Source organism: Actinomadura sp. ATCC 39365 (genome assembly GCF_054392275.1).
This window is the reverse complement of sequence record NZ_CP184335.1, coordinates 6,970,607-6,990,522: the sequence shown is the minus strand read 5'-3', so window position 1 is coordinate 6,990,522 and position 19,916 is coordinate 6,970,607. Positions and strand designations below refer to the sequence as shown.

The window sequence follows — 19,916 nt, the reverse complement described above, 5'->3', positions numbered from 1 at the left end:
GCCGCACGCGGCGGCGGGCGAGAATCCTTGCGCGAATATCGTAAGGTGCCTTACGGTTTTCTCATGATCAATTACAGCGAGATGGAGGACAGGCTGGGCGTGCCCATCGGGGTCGAGGAGGCACGGTCCCGCTGGGGGGCGCTGGTGGGCGCGGCGGGCGAGGGGCAGATCACGCTGATCACGCGGGAGCGCTGGGAGTGGGCCGCTCTGGTGCCGCTGTCCAAGGTTCCGGGGATGCTGACCGGGTTGCCCGTGGTGTCGTTGTCCACGGCCAAGGCCAAGCTGGGGGAGCTCGTCCGGCAGGTCTCGGAGCCGTACGACGACAGCCCCGTGCTGCTCGCCCGGCACCGGACGCCGGTCGCCGCGCTGATCGCGGCCACCCGCCTGCTCGGGCCCGGGTCCGGTGAGCGGGCCGCGCCGCCGGGGACGCCCGACGTGGAGACGCTGCTGCGTGACGGCTGCACGGTCACCCTGAGCCGCCATCCGACCGGGTCCGGCGTGATCGCCGTGGCGCGTGACGGCGAGGGCGGCGAGGTGGCCGTCGGCATCGGCGACACCGCGGAACAGGCCCTACGCACACTGGGCTGAACATCCCCCACCCCGGGCGCCGACTCCGATCCCCACCCTCGGGGTCGGCGGCGGGCTGTTCATCACGGCCGACACCACCGCGATCACGATGGACGCGCCGCAGGACCGGCTCGGTGTGGTCGACGGTGTACGGCTCATGCTGGTCAACGTCTCGACCGTGATCAGCACCGCCATGTCGCCGGCCATCGTCGCCGCGTCCGTCCCGGCCGCCGAGCGGCACCTGGTGTACGCCGCCGGCCCCGCCCGGCTGTCCGGCGTGGCCGGTGTGCTGGGGGACGGTTGCGAACGCGTCGGCGGGGGCGACGTGGCGGGGGGCGAGGGGGGCGGAAACTGGAGTTCCATGTTGCGCCGCGTTTGACGATTAGTGAGGAAATATGGTCATCTCGTGACCATTGTTTCTGATGGGATGAGTTAGACGGGTTCGGGGGAACGCTTCATGCCGCACGCCCTTCTGCGCGTGCTCGCTTCGACGTCCATCGCAGCCACCGCACTGGTAGGTCCGCCCGTCGCCGCCTCCGGTCACGCCGCGACTGCGCGAGTCGTCCAGGCGTCGACGGGCGGTCAGGTGACGGCGAAGGCGGTGCCCGCGGTTCCGGAGCCGCCGCCTGCCGTGGTGCGGGTCCCGTCGGGGCCGTCGCCCGCCGTACGGCCGATGGGGAAGGGGCCGGTGGGGCCGGAACGGCCGGAGATCACCACGCCCGCCGGGACGGGCCTCGCCGACGCCATCGCCGCCCAGGCCGCTCGGCGGCAGGAACGGCAGGGGCTCGGGCGGCGGGCCCCCGACCCCGCCGCCCTCCTCCCCGACACGACCGGCGCCGCCCCGCTGACCCTCCTGCCCCCGCCCCGGGCGGTCACCAGGGCCCTGGACGCCCTTCGCCCGGACATCCACCCCCCGATCCGCCCCCAGGGAGGCCGCGCGGCCGTTTCGCCGAGAGGGCCGGTGGGTGATGCGGCCGGTGGGGCTCTGCCGAGGAGGCGAGGGGTGATGTACCGGTTGTGCGTGGTGGGGGTGGAGCGGGCGGTGGCGTGTTCGGCGCGCAGGCCCGTCGCCGTGCCGGTCGCCGCGGACGTCACCGGCGACGGTCTCCCCGACCTGGCGGCCGACCTGGTGCCCGCCGCGAACCCCGGGAACGGGGGCATCGGGCTCGGGTTCGCCGTCAGGAGCCTGTCCGGGAAGAGGGTCAGGGCACTGGTCTGGGCCGAGTACGACGGCAGGGTGACCGTCGGGTTCGACGGCCTGCGCGGCGGCGCGTCGCTGTCGGTGCTCGACCGCGGGACGTTCACCATCGACCCGGACGGCCGGACGGTCAGGGCGAGCGTCACCCGCAAGGACCCGGGACCGTCCGCCGTCACCCTGGCGGGGCTGACCGGACGCACGGCGGTGAGCCTGCGCCAGACCCCCGCCACCGAACGGCTCACCGTCGAGGCCACCCTCGGCTCACCCACCCCGGCCGCCATCACCTCCCCGGCGGTCGAGCTGGACGTCACCGCCTCCCGGTCCGCCAGGCTGGACGCGGTCGCCGTCTCCCCGGGCCGCTACACGCAGGCCGTACTGGACCGCATGCCCACCCGCGCCCAGGTGCGCCTGGCGGGCGGACGGATGCGCTTCACCGCCCCCGCCCCGATCGCCCGCGCCGAGCTGCACAGCCACCTCTACCGCGACGGCCGCCTGGCCACGGCGGCGAGCGCCGAGCTGCGCGAGGTGCCCCGCTCCTTCACCGCCGCCCACGTCTCGTCCGGCGGCAGGCAGAGCCTGACCGTCGAGTCGTCCGGGCCCGCGCGGACGGGCTCGGCCAAGGTGCTCTACTACGACCGGGCCGCGTCCAGGACCGTGCTGCGGGCCGAGCTGAGCGGTCTGCCGGCCCGGGTCCGGATGGAGAACGACCCGGCCGCGCACCGCGTCACGCAGACGGCCAGTTCGCCGATCGGCCGGTTCGCCGCGGTCCTGCAACGCGGCGGCGGCGCGATCTCCAGCCCCGCCGGCGGCCACGTCACCCTGATCAGGAACGGCGCCGCCACCGGCGTCTCGGCGCTGCTGTCCGGCGTGTCGAAAGTCGACGTCACGTACGGGAGCGCGCCGCACGCTCACCTGGAGGCCAGAGCGAGCGGCAGGTCCTTCGTGGCCGCGGCCGGCCTCGACGGGAGGCGCCTGGCACGCCTGGAGATCTCCAACACGCCCGCCGAGGCCGACCTCACCCTCGACCCCGCCGCCGGGACGGCCGTCTACCGGGCCGGCGGCGTGATCGACCGGGTCCGGGCGGCCTACGCCGACGTCCGGAGCGGGCCGACGATCGACGGCACGGTCCGCGGGGTGCGCGGGGACGTCAGGACCGCCTGGACGCTGGGCGCGCGCTCGTCGGTCGCGGCCACCACGTCCGGCCGGCTCCGCGGCCTGCGCCTCTACGCGGCCAGGTCGTACGTCACCACCCTCGACGGCGCCCCAGCCGGGGACGACGTGCGGGTGGCGGTGGACGGGGTGCCGAAACGGGCCGAACTGGCCGCCGACACCGCGGCCGGGACCCTCGCCTGGACCGCGAGCGCCCCCGTGGCCAAGGTGTCGGCGCTGGCCCGGATCAGGACGGCCGGCCGGGTGCTCAGGGCCGCCGCCGACGTGACCGGCGTCCCGGCCCGCTTCGAGGCCGCCTGGAAGGGCGGCGGCTACCGCTTCCGCGGGCTGTCCGGCCCGGTGGGGTCGGCGGCCCTGGCCGTCGCCAACCACGACGGCGCCACGTCCCCCGACGGCCCGCACCTGGCCGCCCACTACGACCGGGCCGGCGGCGACATGGACGCCAGCGTGCTGGTCAGGGGCCTGTCGCGGGTCGAGCTCAGCCCGTCCGGCCAGGGCTTCCTGGCCCGGTTCCGCGCCGCCCGGCAGCGGCTGGCCGTGGACGCCGACATCGTCCTGGGGGACGTGCGCTTCGGCGTCCTCGGCAGGGTGGGGCCGGTGCCGGGCGACCTGAGCGTCGCCGCCACGCCCGAGGGCAGGCTCACCTACTCCGGCTCCCGGCTCGGCGTGACCGCCCGCGCCTGGCTCGGCAGGACCGCCGCGCTGGCCCGCATGCGTCCCGCGCCCGTCGTCGAGGGCGGCCTCTCGCTGGTGGACGGCGGCTGCCCGGCCGGGGGCTGCGGGCAGGGCCCGTTCTGCACGGCACGACGCGGCTGCTACGGCCTGCAGGGCTACCTCGACGTCACCGGCCTGCCCAGCCAGGTGACGATCGACCCGGCGGGCGGCACGTTCGCCTTCTCCGGGTTCGCGCCCAGGCGCCGGACCCTCGCCCTCCACCTGGCCAGCAGCGTGCTCGCGCCGGTCCCGGTCAAGGCGCGGGCCACGCTGACCCGGCTGCCGCCGAGGATCACCCGGATGTCACTGGGCCCGCTGGACGCCGGGCACGTCGCCTACCGCGTCGAGCCGCCGGCCACGCTGGGCGCGCTCGACGTGCGGGCCGAGGCGGGCGGGCTGCGCGGCCACGTCGCCCTCGACCCGGTGCCCGCCGCCGTGGACGTGCGGGGCACGTACGGGGCCAGGACCCGCATCCGGGTACGGAACTCCGCGCCGATCGAACGCCTGACCGCCGAGGTCACCCTGCCCGGCCGGGGCAGCGGCGGGCTGCGCCTGACCGACGTCCCGGCGGTGCTCGGCATGGACGCCGACGCCTCGGCCGCCGGGCTGAGCGTCCCCACGCTCACCTACCGGGGCGGCGCGAGCACCCTGGACGGCCGGCTGGCCGTGGACGGCCGCCTGGTGGACCCGTCCGGGCGGCTCGGCGGCGTCTCGCTCGCGGTCGAGGACCTGGCCGCCGACACGACGATCCGGCTCAACCCCGACCAGTCGCTCGACCTGGTCTCGAAACCGGGGCCGACGGGCCGGATCGCGGTGGGCGCCGGGTTGCGCGTGGGCCCGGTCCAGCGGCAGCGAATCGCGGTGTCCAAGGAGGTCCCGTACACCTCGGGGTTCCTCACCTATCAGGTCGGCGGGGACTTCGCGCTCGGCGCGAGCGCCGTGCGGGAGGTGTCGCTGGCGGTCCGGCGCGTGTCCTGGTTGCGGGTACGGCCGGGGCGGATCCCGTTCGGGCTCAAGGCCCCGCCCGCGGCCGGGTTCCTCGCGCCCGGCTTCGAGGGCGCCTACGACCGCCTCCATCTGGCCGCCAAGGGCGTGGACCTGCGGCCGGACGTCTCCCTGCGGGTCGGCTTGAGCAGGAGGATCGGCGCGGACGCCTTCACCGGCTCCCTGCGGCTCACCCGGGCCACCTCGCTGGCCCTGCGCCGCTACGACCAGCGCATGCGCCGCATCGGCGCCCGCCAGGAGATCGCCGCCGCCGGGATCGGGCTCGCCTGCCTCACCGTGGACGCCAAACCCGGCTTCGCCTCCGGCGGAAGGGGCGGCTCGATCACCCTGCGCGGCTCCGACGGCCCGCAGATGGTGTCCTTCCTCGACCCCGGCGGGCAGGCCCCCGACTACGCGGTGGACCTGCTGACCCACTTCATGTCGCCGTTCCCGGACGCGGGCTGGAAGGTGGCGGCGGCCACGGCCGGCCCCTGCGCCCGCCCCGGCCGCCCGGAGCCCCGGACACAGGACCGCTGATCCGGGGTCACCACGGTCCCCGGTAGCCGGGCGGCGGGGTGGCGCCCTCGTACGGGGGCACCGCCCGGCCCGCCAGGAACGCCCGCAGCGTCGCCAGGTACGCCCCCCGCCCCTCGGCGTAGACGAGCCCGGCACCGGGGATCGCCTTCCGGACATCGGTGGCCGCCGACCAGCTCTCCCCGTCGCACGGCCCCTTGACCACCAGCACGGGCGCCGCCACCCGGGCCAGCCCCTCCCGCATCCCAGGCGGCGACGGCCGATCCACCAGCCCCGCATACCCACCCGAACCCTCCAACTGGGTCAGGGGCGGCTTCTCGGCGGGACGGCCCTTCGCGCACACGGCGGCGCCGACGGCTCGGGCGTCGAGTTCGGCGTCGCCGGCGAAGGCGTGCGCCGCCGTCGGTTCGACCCGCAGCAGCGTGTGGACCGCCAGCATCCTGGGGCTGGGCGGGCCGTCGTCCAGGAGCGTCGCGGCACGGGCGCGGTCGAGATCGGCGGGGGAGGCGAGCACCGCCCTGGCCACCCCGTCCGGATGGGCGGACAGGTAGGCCGCCGCGAGCCGGGCGCCCTCGCCGCGCGCGACCAGGTTCAGGCGGCGGGCGCCGATCGCCTGGCGCACCTGCTCCAGGTCCGCCACGTCGCGCCCCAGCCCGTACGCGGCCGGGTCCGGCAGCCGCGCCGAACGTCCCGCGCCCACCCGGTCGTAGACGTACACCTCGTGCCCGTCGGCGGCCAGCCGCCGGTAGAACGCCGGATCGCCGGCCAGGTCCGCCAGGCCGGCCCCGCCGGACAGGAACACCACCGGCTCCGTACGGGTCACCCGCTTCGGCGCGACCCGTACGTACGCCAGCCGCGAGCCCGTCGGCAGCCGCCACTCGCGCTGCCCGGCCACCGGCGACGAGGCCGCGGCCGGCACCGGCGGCGGGGTCAGCGTCGCGTCCGCGACCCGCCAGACCACCGCCACCTCCACGGCCAGGATCAGCGCCGCCCGTAACCACCGCCCCCACGTCGCGCCCGGCCGCGGCACGCACAGCAGCAGCCCGAGATAGAGCACCGAGGCGAACACCGCGAGCCCGGCCACCGTGAACACCCCGGGCCGCGCGCCCACCATCGCCGTCCCGGCCAGCGCGGCCAGCCCGGCCACGGGCGACAGCGCGAGCACCGCGGCGCCCGCCACCATCCCGGCGAAATACCTCACAAAGGGGACGCTAGCCCCCGACGGGGGAGGGAAGCGAGCGGCCCAGGCGGATGCGCAGGCGGTCGCCGGTGCGCAGCGTCTCGCGCACGGTCCACACCCGCTCGTCGATGACGGTGCCGTTCGTGGTCATGTATCCGCCGACCCTGAGCACCGGACGTCCCGAGGCGTCGCCGAGGAGCTGGGCCCGCGACTCGGAGTCGTCGGCGAACAGCACGAGGAAGTCCGCGGCGTGCGCGGGGGCCTCCAGCACCAGGCCGGGATAGAGATGGGAGGAGGGAACCTCGATCACGTATTCGGTCACGCGATCACCACTACCCCGCACGCACGCTTTCAGCTTCCGCCGACGGAGGATAGCGCTTACCTGGGCTGATGAGGTGAAATATCAGGGTTGCCTACAGCTTGGAGCCCCCGCATGTCCTTGTTCGACCTCCCGATCGAGCAACTGCGCGCCTACCTCCCCGACCGCGACGAGCCCGCCGACTTCGACGACTTCTGGTCCCGTACGCTGGCCGAGGCCGAGGCGTTCGACCCGGCCGCCGAGTTCGTGCCCTACGACCTGCCGCTGAGCGGCGTCGACGTCTACGACGTGTCGTTCGCCGGGTGGGGCGGCCACCGGATCCGCGGCTGGTTCATCCTGCCGCGCGGCGTGCGGGAGCCGGTGCCGTGTGTGATGCACTACATCGGTTACGGCGGCGGGCGCGGGTTCCCGAAGGACCACCTGTTGTGGCCCGCGGCCGGGTACGCGGTGTTCGTGATGGAGACCCGGGGGCACGGCGGCGCGAGCCCCACCAGCCCCGGCGCGACCGGCGACCCGCACGGCAGCGCCGACGTCCAGGCGCCCGGCATGATGACGCGCGGCATCCTCGATCCCGAGGACTACTACTACCGGCGGGTGTTCACCGACGCGGCCAGGGCGGTCGACGTGGCCGCGGCCCACCCGGCGGTGGACGCCGAGCGCATCGTGGTCTCGGGCGGCAGCCAGGGCGGCGCGATCGCGCAGGCCACGGCGGCGTTGCGCCCGTCGGTGCGGGCCGCGCTGGTGGACGTGCCGTTCCTGACGCACTTCCGGCGGGCGGTGGAGATCACCGACAGGGACCCGTACCAGGAGCTGGTGCGCTTCCTGGCCTCCCGCCGGGAAGGCGCCGACCAGGTGTTCCGCACGCTGTCGTACTTCGACGGCGTCAACTTCGCCGCCCGCGGCCGGGTCCCCGTGCTGTACTCGGTCGCGCTCATGGACTACGTCTGCCCGCCCTCCACGGTCTTCGCCGCCTACAACCACTGGCAGGGGCCGAAGGAGATCACCGTCTGGCCCTGGAACGGGCACGAGGGCGGGTCGGGCTACCAGGCCGAGGAGCAGATCCGCTACCTGCACAAGCTCCTGGCCGGCTGACCCGGGTGCGGGGCCGCCGTACCGGCGTGATCACCGGTACGGCGGCTGCCCGTCACACCGCCTGCGGGGTCACCATGAACGACACGCTCCCCTGCGCGTCGGCCCCGGCGTCGAGGGACTTGTCGTCCAGCACGGTCGCGGCCACGGGATCGAGGTAGACCCGCGCGCCCTCGGTCTCGACCACCTCGTCGGCCGGCTCAGGGGCCGTGGCCAGGGAGAGGGTGAGCGAGTTCGCGCCCTCGCCCTGCGACGAGATGCGGATCCCGCCCTGGGCGGGTTCCGGCGCGGACGCGGTCAGGTCGCGGATGGCCTGGGCTGCGTTGGCTGTCAGGGTGAGCACTACGGCTCCTCCAAACGGTCGACGTACAGAAGTTGCCTGCCATTCCCCCCAAGCCGGAGCCCAACCCTTCTCGGCGTTTTCTTTACCGGGAATTCCCGGCCGGTGGACGATCACGACATGGACGCCGTCCGGGGTCGGGTCAGACGGTCCACTTCCCGTCGAGCATGAGGTCGCGCCCCGCGAGTTCGTTCACCTCGCGCCACGCCTGCACCAGCACCGGCGTGACCCAGAAGTACGTGTACGGCCCACGCGACACCCGCGGGTCGAACCCGGTCTTCACCGCGAACGCGTCGCCGATGTCGTCCGGGATCGTGGTGGCCGGCTGCGCGGTCACGGTGCCGTGGATGAGGACGACGTCCCTGGTCAGGCCCAGGCCGAGCCGCACGGTGCCGCTGTCGAGCAGGTTGCGGGCGGTGGGCGTGGCGTCGGCGGTGGAGAGCAGGAGCCGGTGCCCGTCCCACAGGAACGACAGCGGCGTCATGTACGGGCCGCCGTCGCCCGCCGTGGCCACCCAGGCGTCTACGTCGTGTTCGAGCCGGTCGAGCGTGTCCTGCTTGCGCTGCTCCGGTGATCGGGCCGGTGGCGTCATCCTTCTCCTCGCGCTCTCGGCGGTCACGTCGACCGCGTCACGTCCGTCAACATGATGACGGACCCCGGCGGCGGCCCGCGACACCCGGCCAGGGGTGCGACGCGGCGCGCCTGAGGAGGAAGTCGCGAGCGCGTGGTTACTCTCTGTGTCGGAGAAGTGTCACCATGTCATAGGAAACCTCATGCGTACTCGTCTGACCATGCTGCTGGCCGCCGCGGCCGTCGTCGCCCTGTCGGGGTGCGGCGACAACGCCACCACCAACACCGCGGGGCTGGCGCCGCGGACCGACGCTCAGCCGTCCGAGCAGGACAGGGCCTGGATGGCCACCATCCACCAGGGGAACCTGGCCGAGATCGAGGCGGGCCGCCTGGCCGAGAAGAAGGGCGCCACCGACCAGGTCAAGTCGATCGGCCGGATGCTCGTCGACGACCACTCCCAGTTCGACAAGAAGGTGACCGAGACCGCGAGCCGGCTCGCCATCCAGCTTCCCGCCGCGCCGACCTCCGCGCAGACCGCCATGGCCAAGCGCCTCCAGGACGCCAAGGGCAAGGAGTTCGACAAGGAGTTCGTCGTCGGCATGGTCAAGGCCCACAAGACGGCGATCGAGGCCACCAAGGAGGAGATCTCCAAGGGCTCCTCGCCGGCGGTGGTGGCTCTGGCCAAGTCCGCGTCCCCGACGCTGCAGGAGCACCTCAAGGCGCTGAAGAAGGCGCAGGAAGACTACTGACGAGGGCGTCCGCGATGCCCGACCGCGCGGGCGTGCCGGCCGCGCTCGCCTCCTTCGCCCGCGCCGCGGCGCGCGCGCTGGCCGGGCTCCGGCACGGCCGCGCGCTGCACCGGCGCGGCCTGCTCCTGGCGGGCACGCTGACGGTCGAGGCGGCGCCGCTGGGGGAGCCGGGCGAGCACGAGGTGCGGGCCCGGCTGTCCAAGGGGCTGTCCCTGCCTGGACGGCTGCCCGACGTGCTGGGGCTGGCCGTGCGTCTGCCCAACGGGGTCGACCTGCTGCTGTCCACCGGCGTGGGCGCCCTGCCGGTGCCGCGCCGCACCTTCACGTCGGGGCCGTACTCCAGCCTCACGGCGTACGTGTACGGAACGGGTCTGTACCGGCTGGTCGCCCGGCCCGAGGGGGAGCGCGTGCCCGCCGATCCCGCGCTGCTGCCCGGCGCGCTGGCCCGCGGTCCGCTGCTGTTCCACCTGTGGGCGGGCGGTCGCTACCTGGCCCGCCTGCGCCTGCACACCGCGCTGCCCGGCGAGGACCTGACCTTCGACCCCGTGCTCAACAGCGCCCCCTGCCTGCGTCCGGCCGGATGGACGACGCGGCTGCGGCGGGCCGCCTACGAGGGCTCCCGGGAGGGCCGCGGCGTGCCTCCGCCGTAGGCCGGTTATGGCAAAGACTGGCCGACCCGTGTGTGCAAATGCGACTCTCTGGGGTATTTGTCCTTTTTGAACCAGGACGAACAATCGGGGGGATCGTCGTGGCTATGCAAACAGAGATCCGGAGCCTGCTCGAGTGCCATGTGATCGGGTCGGACGGACAGTCGATCGGCAAGGTGGGCCAGGTCTACCTCAGTGACCGCACCGGCGAGCCGGAGTGGGTGACCGTGCGCACGGGGTTCTTCGGCATGAAGCAGACCTTCGTGCCGCTGGCCAACGCCCGCCGTTCCGGGGACGAGATCAGGGTCCCCTTCGACAAGGAGATGATCAAGGGCGCGCCCAACATCGACGTGGACGGCCGCCTGTCGCTGGAGGAGGAGGCCGAGCTCTACCGGTACTACGGGATGCAGCCGTCCACCATCCCGTCCCAGCGCTCGCCCGCCGCGGGGGAGCGGCAGGCCCAGCGGGCCGCCGGAGAGCCGCGGACGGCCGAGGAACGCGGCAGGCGCCCGGGCATGACCGGCCAGCCGCCGACCGGCCAGCCGGGTGCGATGGGCCAGCCGGGGCAGCCGGGCCGGATGCGCGGCAGGGACGTGGGCGACCGCGACATCGACATGACCACGTCCGAGGAGCAGCTGCGCATCGGCAAGGAGAGCCGCGAGAGCGGCCACGTCCGGCTGCGCAAGTACGTCGAGACCGAGAACGTCCAGGAGAGGGTGCCGCTCGCGCACGAGGAGGTCGTGATCGAGCGCGAGCCCATCAGGGACGGCGAGCCCGGCACGTACGAGATCGGCGAGGACGAGCAGCAGATCACCCTGCACGAGGAGCGGCCGGTGATCGGCAAGGAGACCAGGCCGGTCGAGCACATCCGCGTGCACAAGGAGCGCGTCGAGCACGAGGAGACCGTCGAGGGCCAGGTCAGGAGGGAACGCCTGGAGGTCGACGAGGACGGCGACGCGCGCGAGCACACCCGCAACCGCAACCGCGGGGACGACCTCCCGCCGAAGCGGTAGGAGGCCGCGCCCGGTCCCGCGCGGGGGCGCCCACGCGCCCCCGCCTCACCACACCCACCTCCAGGACGCGACAGCGGTCAGGGCGCGCCCTCGGCCTGCCCGGCGTTCAGTGGAACCGACTGCTGACCGGCGTTCGAGGGAACAGGCCCCTGGCCGGTGTCCGGGGGGACCGACCAGCTGGGGCGGGCGTTCAGGGTGGCCGGCTCGAAGCCCGCGAGCTGCTTGTAGTGCAGCGCGATCTTCTCCAGCGTGTCCCGGGGGATGACCTCCTCGATGTCGGCGAACCCGTCAGGGGCGCGTTCGTGCGCCAGCCGCAGGACGACCTCGGGCCCGTCCTCCCGGTTGGCCAGCACGATCCGGTTCGTGACCGGCCGCCGCCGGCTCTCGTAGAACTCCAGGCCCTGGCCGGTGGCCAGCGCGTGGGCCAGCACGCGGGCGTCGACGACGGCCTGCGTGCCGCCGTTGGACCCGGTCGGGTACATCGGGTGCGCGGCGTCGCCCATCAGCGTCACCGTCCCCGACGACCAGTACGGCAGCGGGTCCCGGTCCACCAGCGGGTACTCGTACGCCTTGTCGGCCGAGGCGATGAGGCCGGGGATGTCGAGGGCGTCGGAGCGCACGTCGGCCACGTGGTGCAGGAACTTGCCGACCTCCACCTCCCGGTTCCAGTCGCCCCGGGGGACGGTCTCGGGGGCCCGGTGCTGGATGGCCCAGTTGACGAGCTGCGTGCCGTCGGGGTCCGGCGGCGCGATCGGATAGATGACGATCTTCTGGGCGCCGTCGCCCGCCATGATCATGGATCGGCCGGTCAGGAACGGCCGGGCGCGCGACGTGCCGCGCCACAGCACGTGACCGCCCCACAGCGGCTCTCCCTCCTCGGGGAACAGCGCGGCCCTGACGCCGGAGCGGATGCCGTCGGCGCCGACGAGCAGGTCGGCGTCGTGGTCGAGCCCGGTGACGGGGGAGCCGGTCACCACGGCGTCCGGGCCGAGCCGCTCGCGTACCGCGTCGAGGAGCATGACCTGCAGCCGGCCGCGGTGGATCGAGTACTGGGGCCAGGCGTGGCCCGCGGCCCGGCCGCGCGGCTCGGTCCAGATGTGCTGCCCGCGCCGGGTGACGAAGGTCAGGTCGGCCGTCTCGACGCCGATGCGGGCCAGGCGGTCGCCCGGGCCGAGCTCGATGAGCTCGCGCACGGCGTGCGGCAGCAGGTTGATGCCCACGCCGAGCGGCCGGATGTCCTTGACGGCCTCGCGCACGGTCACGTCCGTGATGCCGGCCGCGTGCAGGCTGAGGGCGGCGGTGAGCCCGGCGATGCCCGCCCCGGCGATGACCACACGCCGCGGGCGTCGTCCCGCGAGGCCCGTCATGAGGAGCCGCCGGGAAGGAGCAGGGTGGAGACGTCGAACGGCGCCTCCAGGTAGCCGTTGCCCTTGAACTCCAGCATGAGGTCGGCCACGCGCTGCAACCTGGCCTCGTCGACGCTGGTGGAGTAGCCGCCCAGCGCCATCAGGTCGGCGGTCGCCTTGTCGATCTTCGTGTACTTGAGCAGCGCGGCCTTGGCCTGGGCCGGGTCGGCGATCGCCAGGTCCACCGCCTTGCGCAGGCCGCGCTGGAAGGCGGCCACCGTGCGCGGATTGTCGGCCGCGAAGCGCTCGGTGGTCAGGTAGCCCGCCATCGGGAAGTCGGCGGTCGCGCCGGTGAACAGGTCCGACAGGCTGCGGGCGCCGCTGGTGGCGGCCGCGGTCTGCCAGAACGGCTCGGGCAGCACGGCGGCGTCCACGTCGCCGTTGGCCAGGGCGCCGGCCATCTGCGGGAAGGGCCGTTCGACGAAGGTGATGTCGGCGGGCGCCACGCCGGCGGGCTTGAGCAGCGCGCTCACGGCCAGGGTGGCGACGTTGCCGAGGGTGTTGACGCCGACCTTCCTGCCCTTGAGGTCGGCCAGCTTCGTGACGGGCGAGTCCTTCCGCGTCATGAGGACGAAGTTGCCGGGCTTGGCCGCGTAGGCGTCGCCCACGACCTTCAACCGGCCCACGCCACGCGAGGCGGCCAGCATCGCCGAGACGTAGTTGCTGTGCAGGACGTCGAGCTTGCCGCTGATCAGGTCGGGCATCGCGGCGGCCCCGCCCTGGATCACGACGGGCTTGACGGTCAGCCCCTCCGCCGCGAAGAAGCCCTTGTCGATGCCGATCTGGACGGGGGCGACCTCGGGAAGGGCCAGCATGCCGAGGTTCAGCACGGCCTTCTCCGGCCCGCCGGACGACGGCCGTGGATCCGCCCCGCCGCACCCGGTCACCGCCAGGGCGAGGGCGACCGCCGCGAGTAACAGACGCATGAACGCTCCCAAAAAGTTGAGTTCGTGAACAAAGCGTGCCGGGGAAAAGGAACAGCCGTCCGGCAATCTTCTTCATTCCCGGGCGGCTTTATTCGGTCGCGCCATAATGCGCCACCGCCCGGCGTTCCAGAATCAGGAAAACCTGATTGAGCAGATAACCGAGGACGCCGAGCACGGTGACGGCCGCCCACATGCCCGGCAGGTCGAAGGAACGCTGGGCGGCGCGCAATCGGAAACCGACGCCGTCGGTGGCGAAGAATTCGGCGATCACCATGAGGATCAGCGCGAGCGACAGGCTGAGCCGCAGCCCGGCGAGGATCTTCGGGGCCGCCGAGGGCAGCACGACCCGCAGCAGGCGCTGCCCGGCCGACAGCCTGAAGACCCGCGCGGTGTCCAGGTGGAGCCGGTCGACGTTGCGGGCGCCGTCGGCGGCGTTGACCAGCACCGGCCAGACGATGCCGCACGCGATGGTCGCGACCTGCATGAGCGTGCCGGTCGAGAACAGCGCCAGGAACACCGGCAGCAGCGCGGGCGGCGGCAGCGCCCGGCAGAACTGCACGGCCGGGTCCACGAACCTCGACAGCAGCGGCGAGCGGCCCATGGCGACCCCGGCCGCCACGCCCGCGACGCCGGCCAGCACCCACCCGGTCAGCAGCCGGCCCAGGCTGTGGGAGAGGTCGTCCAGGGCCGTCCGGCTGATCCACAACTCGCGCAGGCGCAGCGCGATCGTGGACGGCGGCGGGAAGTAGGGGTTGCCCGCCGCCCTGGTGGCCAGCTCCCAGACGGCCACGACGACGGGCACGGCCCACAGCCGCGCCACGGACCTGATCATCGTGCCGCTCCCGTCAGCGCCGTGTGCCAGCGCAACAGCCGCCGGAAGGCATGGGCGAGCAGGGCGTTGGTGAGCAGGCCGAGCGCGCCGGCCCACAGGGTGGCGGCGATGGTCAGCCGCAGGCCGTCCGGGCTGCTCTCGGCCACGATGATGAAGTGGCCGATGCCGCTGGCGCCGGCCAGCAGCTCGGTGCTGACGGCCAGGATCAGGGCGATGGCCGCGGCCACCCGCACGCCGGTCGCCACGAAGGGGGCCGCGCTCGGCAGGCTGACCCGCCACAGGACGGCCGGCGGGCCGAAGCCGAAGGCCCGCATCGTCTCCTTGGCCAGCGGGTCGACCTCACGCAGTCCGTACATCGTGTTGAGCAGGACGGGCCAGGTCGCGGCGTACACGATCATCGCGACCTCCGTCTCCAGCCGGCCGGTGAAGACGAACGCGGCCAGGGGGATGAGCGCCACCGAGGGGATGGGCCGCAGGAACTCCAGCACGGGACGCAGGGCCCGCTCGACCGGTGGCAGGCTGCCCAGCAGCAGCCCGGCGGGCACGGCCACCGCCACGGCGGTCAGCAGCCCGAGCGCCCACGCGCCGCAGGTGGCCAGCACGTCGGCCAGGAAGGCGGGGTCGGCGGCGAGCCCGGCGGCGGTGGCCAGGACCGCCGAGGCGAGCGGCAGCTCCAGCTGGGAGACGAGCCCGAGGCGGCCGGCCGCCTCGGCGGCGCACAGCAGCGCGACGGTGCCCGTCACGCCGCACACGGCGGCGCTGTCGAAGGGGCGGGAGGGGATCAGGCGCACGGCGACGCCTCGGCGCCGGGGGAGCAGGGGGAGTAGGGCGGCAATTTATCGGCTCTCCGGAACATCGGTCCGGCCATTCGTCACCGCGGCAGGCCGGAAGGCGGGCAGAGAGGAACGGAAGTCACAGTAACCGAGCCGTGCGTTTCCGCCCGGCCGGAAAAACTCCGCTCACCTGAAGCCGCCGAGTCCGGCGTCACATTCTGTTGAGGTCACGCCATTTCGGCCCGCCGGTTAATACGCATATTCCGGCCGGGTTCAGCGTCCGTAGAGTTCGAGTTCGTTGAGCATGCTGCAGGAGTCGCCGATCTCGGCGTCGCAGTCGTCCGTCGGCTCGGTGACGATCATGACGTGCGCGCCGGTGCGGGCCACCGTGTGGTAGCGCATGGCGTAGTCGGTCCGGTCCTCGACGGTGACGACGGGCTCGCCCCAGGAGCGGCCGTCGGCGGAGACGTACACGCGGGCGCCGGCCGCGTGCCCGGGGCGCAGGCTGAGGCCGATCCGGTTGATCGCGTACGGGCGGTCGAGGTGCAGGACGTACCGGCCGGGGCCGGCGGCGACGGCGCTGGACCAGTAGTCGGTGCTGCCGTCGAAGGCGCCCGCCGGGCCGGAGCGCGGCCGGCCGGGGCGGGTCCACCGCATGTCGGTCTCGACCGTGAGCGCGCCGCGGCGGTACAGGGCGGCCAGGTCGAGCAGGTCGGGGCCGGGGGCGGTGACGGTGAACAGCCGGCGCTTGATCGCGTACCAGCCGCCGTTCTCGAACTTGCCGTGGGCCGGGCAGGCCGTCTCGTTGAGCAGCCCGTCGGGGCGCACGCCGGGCAGCTTGCAGTTGTCGAACACCTGGATCAGCCGGTGCGGGCCGACCGCGGCCACGGCGGTGTAGCCCGAGGAGCCGTGCACGTCCCGCACGCCGTCGCTGTTGCGGTACGTCACCGTCTGGTGCCGCCACTCCTCGCCGATCCCGTCGGGGGCGATCGCCAGCCAGTTGTACGGACGCCCGGCGCTGAGCACGAGCACGCCGTCCGGCATCAGCAGCAGCCGTGGCGCCACGCCGCGCACCAGGCAGTCCTGGCCGTCGATGCGCAGCGGCCGGACCGGCGACCAGGTGCGGCCGCCGTCGGACGAGCGGCTCTGGTGCAGCGTGGAGGGCGGCTCGCCGTCCCTGCGGAGCACCGCCAGCAGGGAGCCGTCGAGCGTCTGGGCGAGCGCGGCCTCGTTGTAGACGAACGGCCCTTGGGGCGGCGCGATCACGCCGCGCCTGGCGAACGTGCGGCCGCCGTCGTCGCTGGCGAACACCTCCGGCTGGTACGTCTCGCTGTCGCCCTGGCGGATGTAGGCCGTGAACAGGATCGTGCCGTCGGCGAGCTGGATCGGCAGGCCGTGCGCGGCCCCGCCGGAGGCGCCGGCGTCCGGCGAGGAGACCGTGGCCTCCCGGCGCACCCAGCTCTCGTCGTGGGCGGAGGCGGAGGACAGCACGCCCAGCTTGGCGGTGCCCGGCCCGGAGCGCCGCAGGTAGTACTCCAGGGCCAGCAGCCGGCCGTCGCGCAGCTCGATCGGCGCCTCCCGCAGCGGCGTGCGGTTGGTCGGGCCGAACGTGACGCCGCCGTCCTCGGAGGTCGCCGACTCGCTGGAGAGGGTGACGACCTTGTCCACGTTGGTGGCGTAGGTGACCAGGAGCTTCCTGACCGGAGCGCCGTCGCGGCCCACCGTGTCGAGCGCCGCCACGCTCGGGAACCCGGCGAAGTCGAGCCGCTGCTCCGACGACGGCTCGCGCTCGGCCGGCGTCGGGTACGGGTAAATCCACCGCGGTGAGACATCAGTGTCGATCAGGTAAGGCCCGTCGGGAACCGACTTGCCGGTGAACTCCGGGAGACGGCAGAACGTCTCGCCGGCGTGCGTGACCCCATGGGCCGCGGGCAGGCCGGCGGCCAGGAACACCGCCGCCAGCGCGGCTCTGGGCATCGCCACCGGGCACTCCTTCCTCTCGTGGCCGCCCGCGGGCGGCCGCCTCGCGACGGGCGAGGCCATGCCTTCTCTCTTCCCCCTCCGGCCCCTTGGTTCACCTGCGTCCCAGGGTTGCCAACAGTGGATCCGATAGGTATTCGTTAAGTGTCAGTTGACAGCAGCGGGCCGCGACCCGAGGATCGGAGCTGCAGGATTAAGTGTCAATTTACGCAGGAGGGACCTTCGGGTCTGGAGGTGGCCTCAGATGAGCATCGAGCCCAGGGCGCGAGTCGCCCCCGAGCGCGTGCCGCCGGTCTGGGCGGCGGACCCGGTGCCGGTGGCGCCGGAGACGGCGGCGCAGCAGAAGGTCGTCCAGCGCATCTGCGCCAGGGTGGCCCCCGAAGGGGTCGAGGTCGGCGTCGGCGAGCTGCCTCCCGGCGGCCTGCAGGTGTGGATCGACGCCCCCGTCCACATCGACCCGCGCGAGTCGTGGGTGCTCCACCACCGCATGGCCCGCGAGGTCAGCCTCGTCGGCTGGCACTGCGAGGCCGACAGCGACCGGCTGCTGGTGCTCGGCTGGAGCGCCGCCTGCCTGCACAACCGCATCAGGCTGCTGCAGAGCGGGCTGAAGCGGCTGTCCGACTTCGAGCACACCGCGCAGCGGGCCGTGCAACTGGAGGGCGAGGACCCGCGGGGCCGCACCGCGGCCGACGTCGCCGCGGCGACCCGCGCCGCCGTCGAGCGGCGGCTGCGCTGGCCGGCCCGGCTGGCCGAGCTCGACGGGTTCGACCGCAGCTCCGGCCTGGCCCACCTGCAACTGCTCCTGGCCCAGGTGGTCGGGCTGGAGTCGAAGGTGGCCGCGGCCTGCGAAGAGCACCTGATCATGGCCCGCGCGCTCGCGTGGTCCGTCTGTGAGCACTACGCCGCCCACGGCGACCTGCCCAGGGCGCAGCGCGAGGTGCTGGCCGAGACCCGCCGGTGGGTGCACGCCAGCTCGATCATCCGCGGCACGGCCACCGTACGGCCGGCCGGCGCGCCCCGTCCGCACATGGGGCTGGCCGAGCGCCGGATCGCCGCCAGCGTCATCAATCACGGCGTGCCGAGGGCGACCCCCACGGCCGTCATCCCCCGCTCCGGCCATCAGGAGGGCACCTGACGACCCGGGTGCCGCTCCACGGGCGGCAGCACGCACAACCCGTACGAACCCTGTAGGAGAGCTCCCGTCATGCGAACCCCACCGCATCTGCCCGCGCTCGTCCGGCACGAGTCGTCCGACACCGAACGCACCCGCGCCCGCCGCCACCCCTACGGCCCGCACGACGTGCCCGTACAGGCCGCGCCGCGCGGCTCACTCGACTTCCCCGCCCCCGCCGCCGTCCCGGCCGCGCCCTACGAGGCGTTCACCGAGCAGCGGCTGCGTGAGATCAGGGAGATGTCCACCCAGGCCATCGGCTCCATCGACGACCTCCTCCAGCACACCGCCTGACGTGATTTCGCATCCCCCGAGGAGAGCCATGCAGGGACTATCGCGAGTGGATCTGCGGCCGCGTGACGTGGGCGCCCACCGACCGCGTTCGCTGGCGGGCACCGAGACCCCGCACACCCTGGACGAGGTCCGCGCCCTCGTCCGCCGGGCCACGGTGAGCAAGAGCCGCCTCTACCCGGTCAGCACCGGCAGGAACTGGGGCATGGGCTCCGCGCTGCCGGTCACCGAGGACAACGTCGTCGTCGACCTCAGCCAGATGAACCGCATCCGCGGCCTCGACCTGGAGGCCGGCTACGCCGTCATCGAGCCCGGCGTGACCCAGGCCCAGCTCGCCGAGGCGCTGCGGGACACGCCGTGGATGCTCAACGTCACCGCCTCCTGCGCCGACACCTCCGTCATCGGCAACGCCCTCGAACGCGGCGACGGCTGCTTCCGCTCCCGGGTCCACGACGTGGCCGGCATCGAGGCCGTGCTCGCCGACGGCAGCGTGATCACCACCGGCGGGCTCGACCCCACCGGCGTCTACCACGGCCGGGTCGCCGGGCCCGACCTGACGGCCGCGTTCGTCCAGCACAACCTGGGCGTCGTCACCGCCATGGCCGTCTCCCTGGTGCCGCGCCCGGAGCGGATCGGGCTCGTGCACGCGCGCATCCGGCGCGACCAGGTCGGCGCCGCGATCGGCGCGATGACCGGGTTCCTGCGCCGCGGCAACCCCGCCGGCGGGCTCATGCGGCTCCGCGAGCTCGCCCTCGCGCCCGCCCGCGACGCCGGCTGGCTGCTGCCGGCGGGCGCGGACACCGGCAAGTTCACCGTCCTCGGGCCGCTGCTGGGCACCGGCGCCACCGTCGAGCTGGCCGAGGAGATGCTGCGCAAGGCGCTCATCGAGGTCGAGGGCGGCGAGACGCTGCGCGTGCTCGACGCCGCCGCGGTCGGCCCCGACGACCCGCTCTACACCAGGGCGCTCACCGCCCAGGGCATCCCGACCTGCAAGGGCGTGCGCAACGCGCTCGGCGTCACCTCCTGCGAGCAGATCGACGCCGGCGGCATGGGCTTCCTCGTGCTGCTGCCGCTGATGCCGCTGCACGCCAGGAAGACCGAGCGCATCCTCGACGCCCTGCAGACCGCCGTGGACACCCACGGCATCGCCCTGATGGTGGAGTGGAACCTGGTCAGCCCGCACATGGCCAACGCCGTCATCCAGATCTTCTTCGACCGGGCCGACGCCGACGCCGCCCACCGCGCCCACCAGCTGCGCAACGACGCGAGCTGCCTGCTGCGCGGCAACGGCTGCGCCATCTACCGCTCCGACATCGACCACGCCGCCGCCGACGTCTGGTCCGAGACCAGCACCGCCAGCCTCGGCATGCTCCACCGGCTCAAGACCGCTCTCGACCCGGACGGCCTGCTCTCTCCCGGCCGTTACGGCGCCTGACCCCCGAACCACCCCGCGCCGGTCGCAC

At 73.9% G+C, this 19,916-nt stretch carries 19 protein-coding genes; 10 read left to right on the top strand and 9 right to left on the bottom strand.

Going from position 1 to position 19,916, the window contains the following annotated elements; translation table 11 throughout:
• Positions 1–63: 63 nt before the first annotated feature.
• From ACNF49_RS34185 to ACNF49_RS34175, 3 genes are all read left to right on the top strand, one after another.
• Entirely contained in the window at positions 64–588 is a 525-nt protein-coding gene (locus tag ACNF49_RS34185; RefSeq protein WP_482940134.1) for a type II toxin-antitoxin system prevent-host-death family antitoxin, read from the top strand.
• Between the two features lie 88 nt (positions 589–676).
• Positions 677–946, top strand: a complete 270-nt coding sequence (locus ACNF49_RS34180) for a hypothetical protein (RefSeq protein WP_482940133.1) — start codon at positions 677–679, stop codon at positions 944–946.
• Positions 947–1,024: 78 nt separating this feature from the next.
• Positions 1,025–5,170 carry a hypothetical protein gene (locus ACNF49_RS34175; protein ID WP_482940132.1) on the top strand — a complete coding sequence of 1,382 codons (4,146 nt, stop codon included), beginning with the start codon at positions 1,025–1,027 and terminating at the stop codon, positions 5,168–5,170.
• A gap of 7 nt (positions 5,171–5,177) precedes the next feature.
• Here ACNF49_RS34175 and ACNF49_RS34170 read toward each other — a convergent pair whose 3' ends face one another.
• Positions 5,178–6,368: an alpha/beta hydrolase gene (locus ACNF49_RS34170; protein WP_482940131.1), complete on the bottom strand. Its 1,191-nt coding sequence runs from the start codon at positions 6,366–6,368 to the stop codon at positions 5,178–5,180.
• 10 nt (positions 6,369–6,378) lie between these two features.
• A complete protein-coding gene (locus ACNF49_RS34165) occupies positions 6,379–6,669 on the bottom strand; it encodes a hypothetical protein (protein WP_357976799.1) in 291 nt (96 codons plus the stop codon).
• Between the two features lie 111 nt (positions 6,670–6,780).
• Here ACNF49_RS34165 and ACNF49_RS34160 point away from each other — a divergent pair, with 111 nt between their 5' ends.
• Positions 6,781–7,758 carry an acetylxylan esterase gene (locus ACNF49_RS34160; protein ID WP_482940130.1) on the top strand — a complete coding sequence of 326 codons (978 nt, stop codon included), beginning with the start codon at positions 6,781–6,783 and terminating at the stop codon, positions 7,756–7,758.
• A 52-nt stretch (positions 7,759–7,810) separates the two neighbouring features.
• On the opposite strand, the gene ACNF49_RS34155 is transcribed toward ACNF49_RS34160, so the two are convergent.
• Together ACNF49_RS34155 and ACNF49_RS34150 are read right to left on the bottom strand one after the other, a co-directional pair.
• The gene (locus ACNF49_RS34155) at positions 7,811–8,098 is read right to left on the bottom strand and encodes a HesB/IscA family protein (protein ID WP_352327979.1); all 288 of its coding nucleotides are present in this window, start codon (positions 8,096–8,098) and stop codon (positions 7,811–7,813) included.
• Positions 8,099–8,237: 139 nt separating this feature from the next.
• On the bottom strand, positions 8,238–8,687 hold the full coding sequence (locus ACNF49_RS34150; protein WP_482940129.1) for a pyridoxamine 5'-phosphate oxidase family protein: 450 nt from the start codon (positions 8,685–8,687) through the stop codon (positions 8,238–8,240).
• 181 nt (positions 8,688–8,868) lie between these two features.
• Between ACNF49_RS34150 and ACNF49_RS34145 the strand changes: the two genes are divergently transcribed.
• The 3 genes from ACNF49_RS34145 (at position 8,869) to ACNF49_RS34135 (ending at position 11,074) form a co-directional block, all read left to right on the top strand.
• Positions 8,869–9,414, top strand: coding sequence for a DUF4142 domain-containing protein (locus ACNF49_RS34145; RefSeq protein WP_482940128.1), 546 nt, complete (start codon positions 8,869–8,871; stop codon positions 9,412–9,414).
• 14 nt (positions 9,415–9,428) lie between these two features.
• Complete coding sequence (locus ACNF49_RS34140) at positions 9,429–10,064, top strand: hypothetical protein (RefSeq protein WP_482940127.1); 636 nt, start codon at positions 9,429–9,431, stop codon at positions 10,062–10,064.
• 104 nt (positions 10,065–10,168) lie between these two features.
• Positions 10,169–11,074 carry a DUF2382 domain-containing protein gene (locus tag ACNF49_RS34135; protein WP_357976783.1) on the top strand — a complete coding sequence of 302 codons (906 nt, stop codon included), beginning with the start codon at positions 10,169–10,171 and terminating at the stop codon, positions 11,072–11,074.
• Between the two features lie 77 nt (positions 11,075–11,151).
• Here ACNF49_RS34135 and ACNF49_RS34130 read toward each other — a convergent pair whose 3' ends face one another.
• The 5 genes from ACNF49_RS34130 to ACNF49_RS34110 form a co-directional block, all read right to left on the bottom strand.
• Positions 11,152–12,441, bottom strand: coding sequence for a flavin-dependent oxidoreductase (locus ACNF49_RS34130; RefSeq protein WP_482940126.1), 1,290 nt, complete (start codon positions 12,439–12,441; stop codon positions 11,152–11,154).
• Entirely contained in the window at positions 12,438–13,406 is a 969-nt protein-coding gene (locus tag ACNF49_RS34125; RefSeq protein ID WP_482940125.1) for an ABC transporter substrate-binding protein, read from the bottom strand. Before ACNF49_RS34125 ends, ACNF49_RS34130 begins: the two co-directional genes overlap by 4 nt.
• An 88-nt stretch (positions 13,407–13,494) precedes the next feature.
• Positions 13,495–14,238 (bottom strand): ABC transporter permease, encoded by a 744-nt coding sequence (locus ACNF49_RS34120; RefSeq protein ID WP_482940124.1) that lies wholly within the window; start codon positions 14,236–14,238, stop codon positions 13,495–13,497.
• On the bottom strand, positions 14,235–15,029 hold the full coding sequence (locus ACNF49_RS34115) for an ABC transporter permease (protein ID WP_482940123.1): 795 nt from the start codon (positions 15,027–15,029) through the stop codon (positions 14,235–14,237). Before ACNF49_RS34115 ends, ACNF49_RS34120 begins: the two co-directional genes overlap by 4 nt.
• Positions 15,030–15,284: 255 nt before the next feature.
• Positions 15,285–16,988: an exo-alpha-sialidase gene (locus ACNF49_RS34110; protein WP_482945624.1), complete on the bottom strand. Its 1,704-nt coding sequence runs from the start codon at positions 16,986–16,988 to the stop codon at positions 15,285–15,287.
• Between the two features lie 247 nt (positions 16,989–17,235).
• Between ACNF49_RS34110 and ACNF49_RS34105 the strand changes: the two genes are divergently transcribed.
• The 3 genes from ACNF49_RS34105 (at position 17,236) to ACNF49_RS34095 (ending at position 19,888) form a co-directional block, all read left to right on the top strand.
• The gene (locus tag ACNF49_RS34105) at positions 17,236–18,126 is read left to right on the top strand and encodes a hypothetical protein (RefSeq protein ID WP_482940122.1); all 891 of its coding nucleotides are present in this window, start codon (positions 17,236–17,238) and stop codon (positions 18,124–18,126) included.
• 69 nt (positions 18,127–18,195) lie between these two features.
• Positions 18,196–18,456 (top strand): hypothetical protein, encoded by a 261-nt coding sequence (locus tag ACNF49_RS34100; RefSeq protein ID WP_358010480.1) that lies wholly within the window; start codon positions 18,196–18,198, stop codon positions 18,454–18,456.
• A 46-nt stretch (positions 18,457–18,502) separates the two neighbouring features.
• Positions 18,503–19,888, top strand: a complete 1,386-nt coding sequence (locus ACNF49_RS34095; RefSeq protein WP_357976763.1) for an FAD-binding oxidoreductase — start codon at positions 18,503–18,505, stop codon at positions 19,886–19,888.
• The last annotated feature ends 28 nt before the right edge of the window (positions 19,889–19,916 follow it).

Bases quoted from the DNA above. Each gene is read 5' to 3' on its own strand.
- ACNF49_RS34135 (WP_357976783.1), top strand. From the start codon at position 10,169: ATGCAAACAGAGATCCGGAGCCTGCTCGAGTGCCATGTGATCGGGTCG.
- ACNF49_RS34125 (WP_482940125.1), bottom strand. From the start codon at position 13,406: ATGCGTCTGTTACTCGCGGCGGTCGCCCTCGCCCTGGCGGTGACCGGG.
- ACNF49_RS34145 (WP_482940128.1), top strand. From the start codon at position 8,869: ATGCGTACTCGTCTGACCATGCTGCTGGCCGCCGCGGCCGTCGTCGCC.
- ACNF49_RS34110 (WP_482945624.1), bottom strand. From the start codon at position 16,988: ATGCCCAGAGCCGCGCTGGCGGCGGTGTTCCTGGCCGCCGGCCTGCCC.
- ACNF49_RS34180 (WP_482940133.1), top strand. From the start codon at position 677: ATGGACGCGCCGCAGGACCGGCTCGGTGTGGTCGACGGTGTACGGCTC.
- ACNF49_RS34140 (WP_482940127.1), top strand. From the start codon at position 9,429: ATGCCCGACCGCGCGGGCGTGCCGGCCGCGCTCGCCTCCTTCGCCCGC.
- ACNF49_RS34120 (WP_482940124.1), bottom strand. From the start codon at position 14,238: ATGATCAGGTCCGTGGCGCGGCTGTGGGCCGTGCCCGTCGTCGTGGCC.
- ACNF49_RS34185 (WP_482940134.1), top strand. From the start codon at position 64: ATGATCAATTACAGCGAGATGGAGGACAGGCTGGGCGTGCCCATCGGG.
- ACNF49_RS34105 (WP_482940122.1), top strand. From the start codon at position 17,236: ATGAGCATCGAGCCCAGGGCGCGAGTCGCCCCCGAGCGCGTGCCGCCG.
- ACNF49_RS34150 (WP_482940129.1), bottom strand. From the start codon at position 8,687: ATGACGCCACCGGCCCGATCACCGGAGCAGCGCAAGCAGGACACGCTC.
- ACNF49_RS34130 (WP_482940126.1), bottom strand. From the start codon at position 12,441: ATGACGGGCCTCGCGGGACGACGCCCGCGGCGTGTGGTCATCGCCGGG.
- ACNF49_RS34160 (WP_482940130.1), top strand. From the start codon at position 6,781: ATGTCCTTGTTCGACCTCCCGATCGAGCAACTGCGCGCCTACCTCCCC.
- ACNF49_RS34175 (WP_482940132.1), top strand. From the start codon at position 1,025: ATGCCGCACGCCCTTCTGCGCGTGCTCGCTTCGACGTCCATCGCAGCC.
- ACNF49_RS34100 (WP_358010480.1), top strand. From the start codon at position 18,196: ATGCGAACCCCACCGCATCTGCCCGCGCTCGTCCGGCACGAGTCGTCC.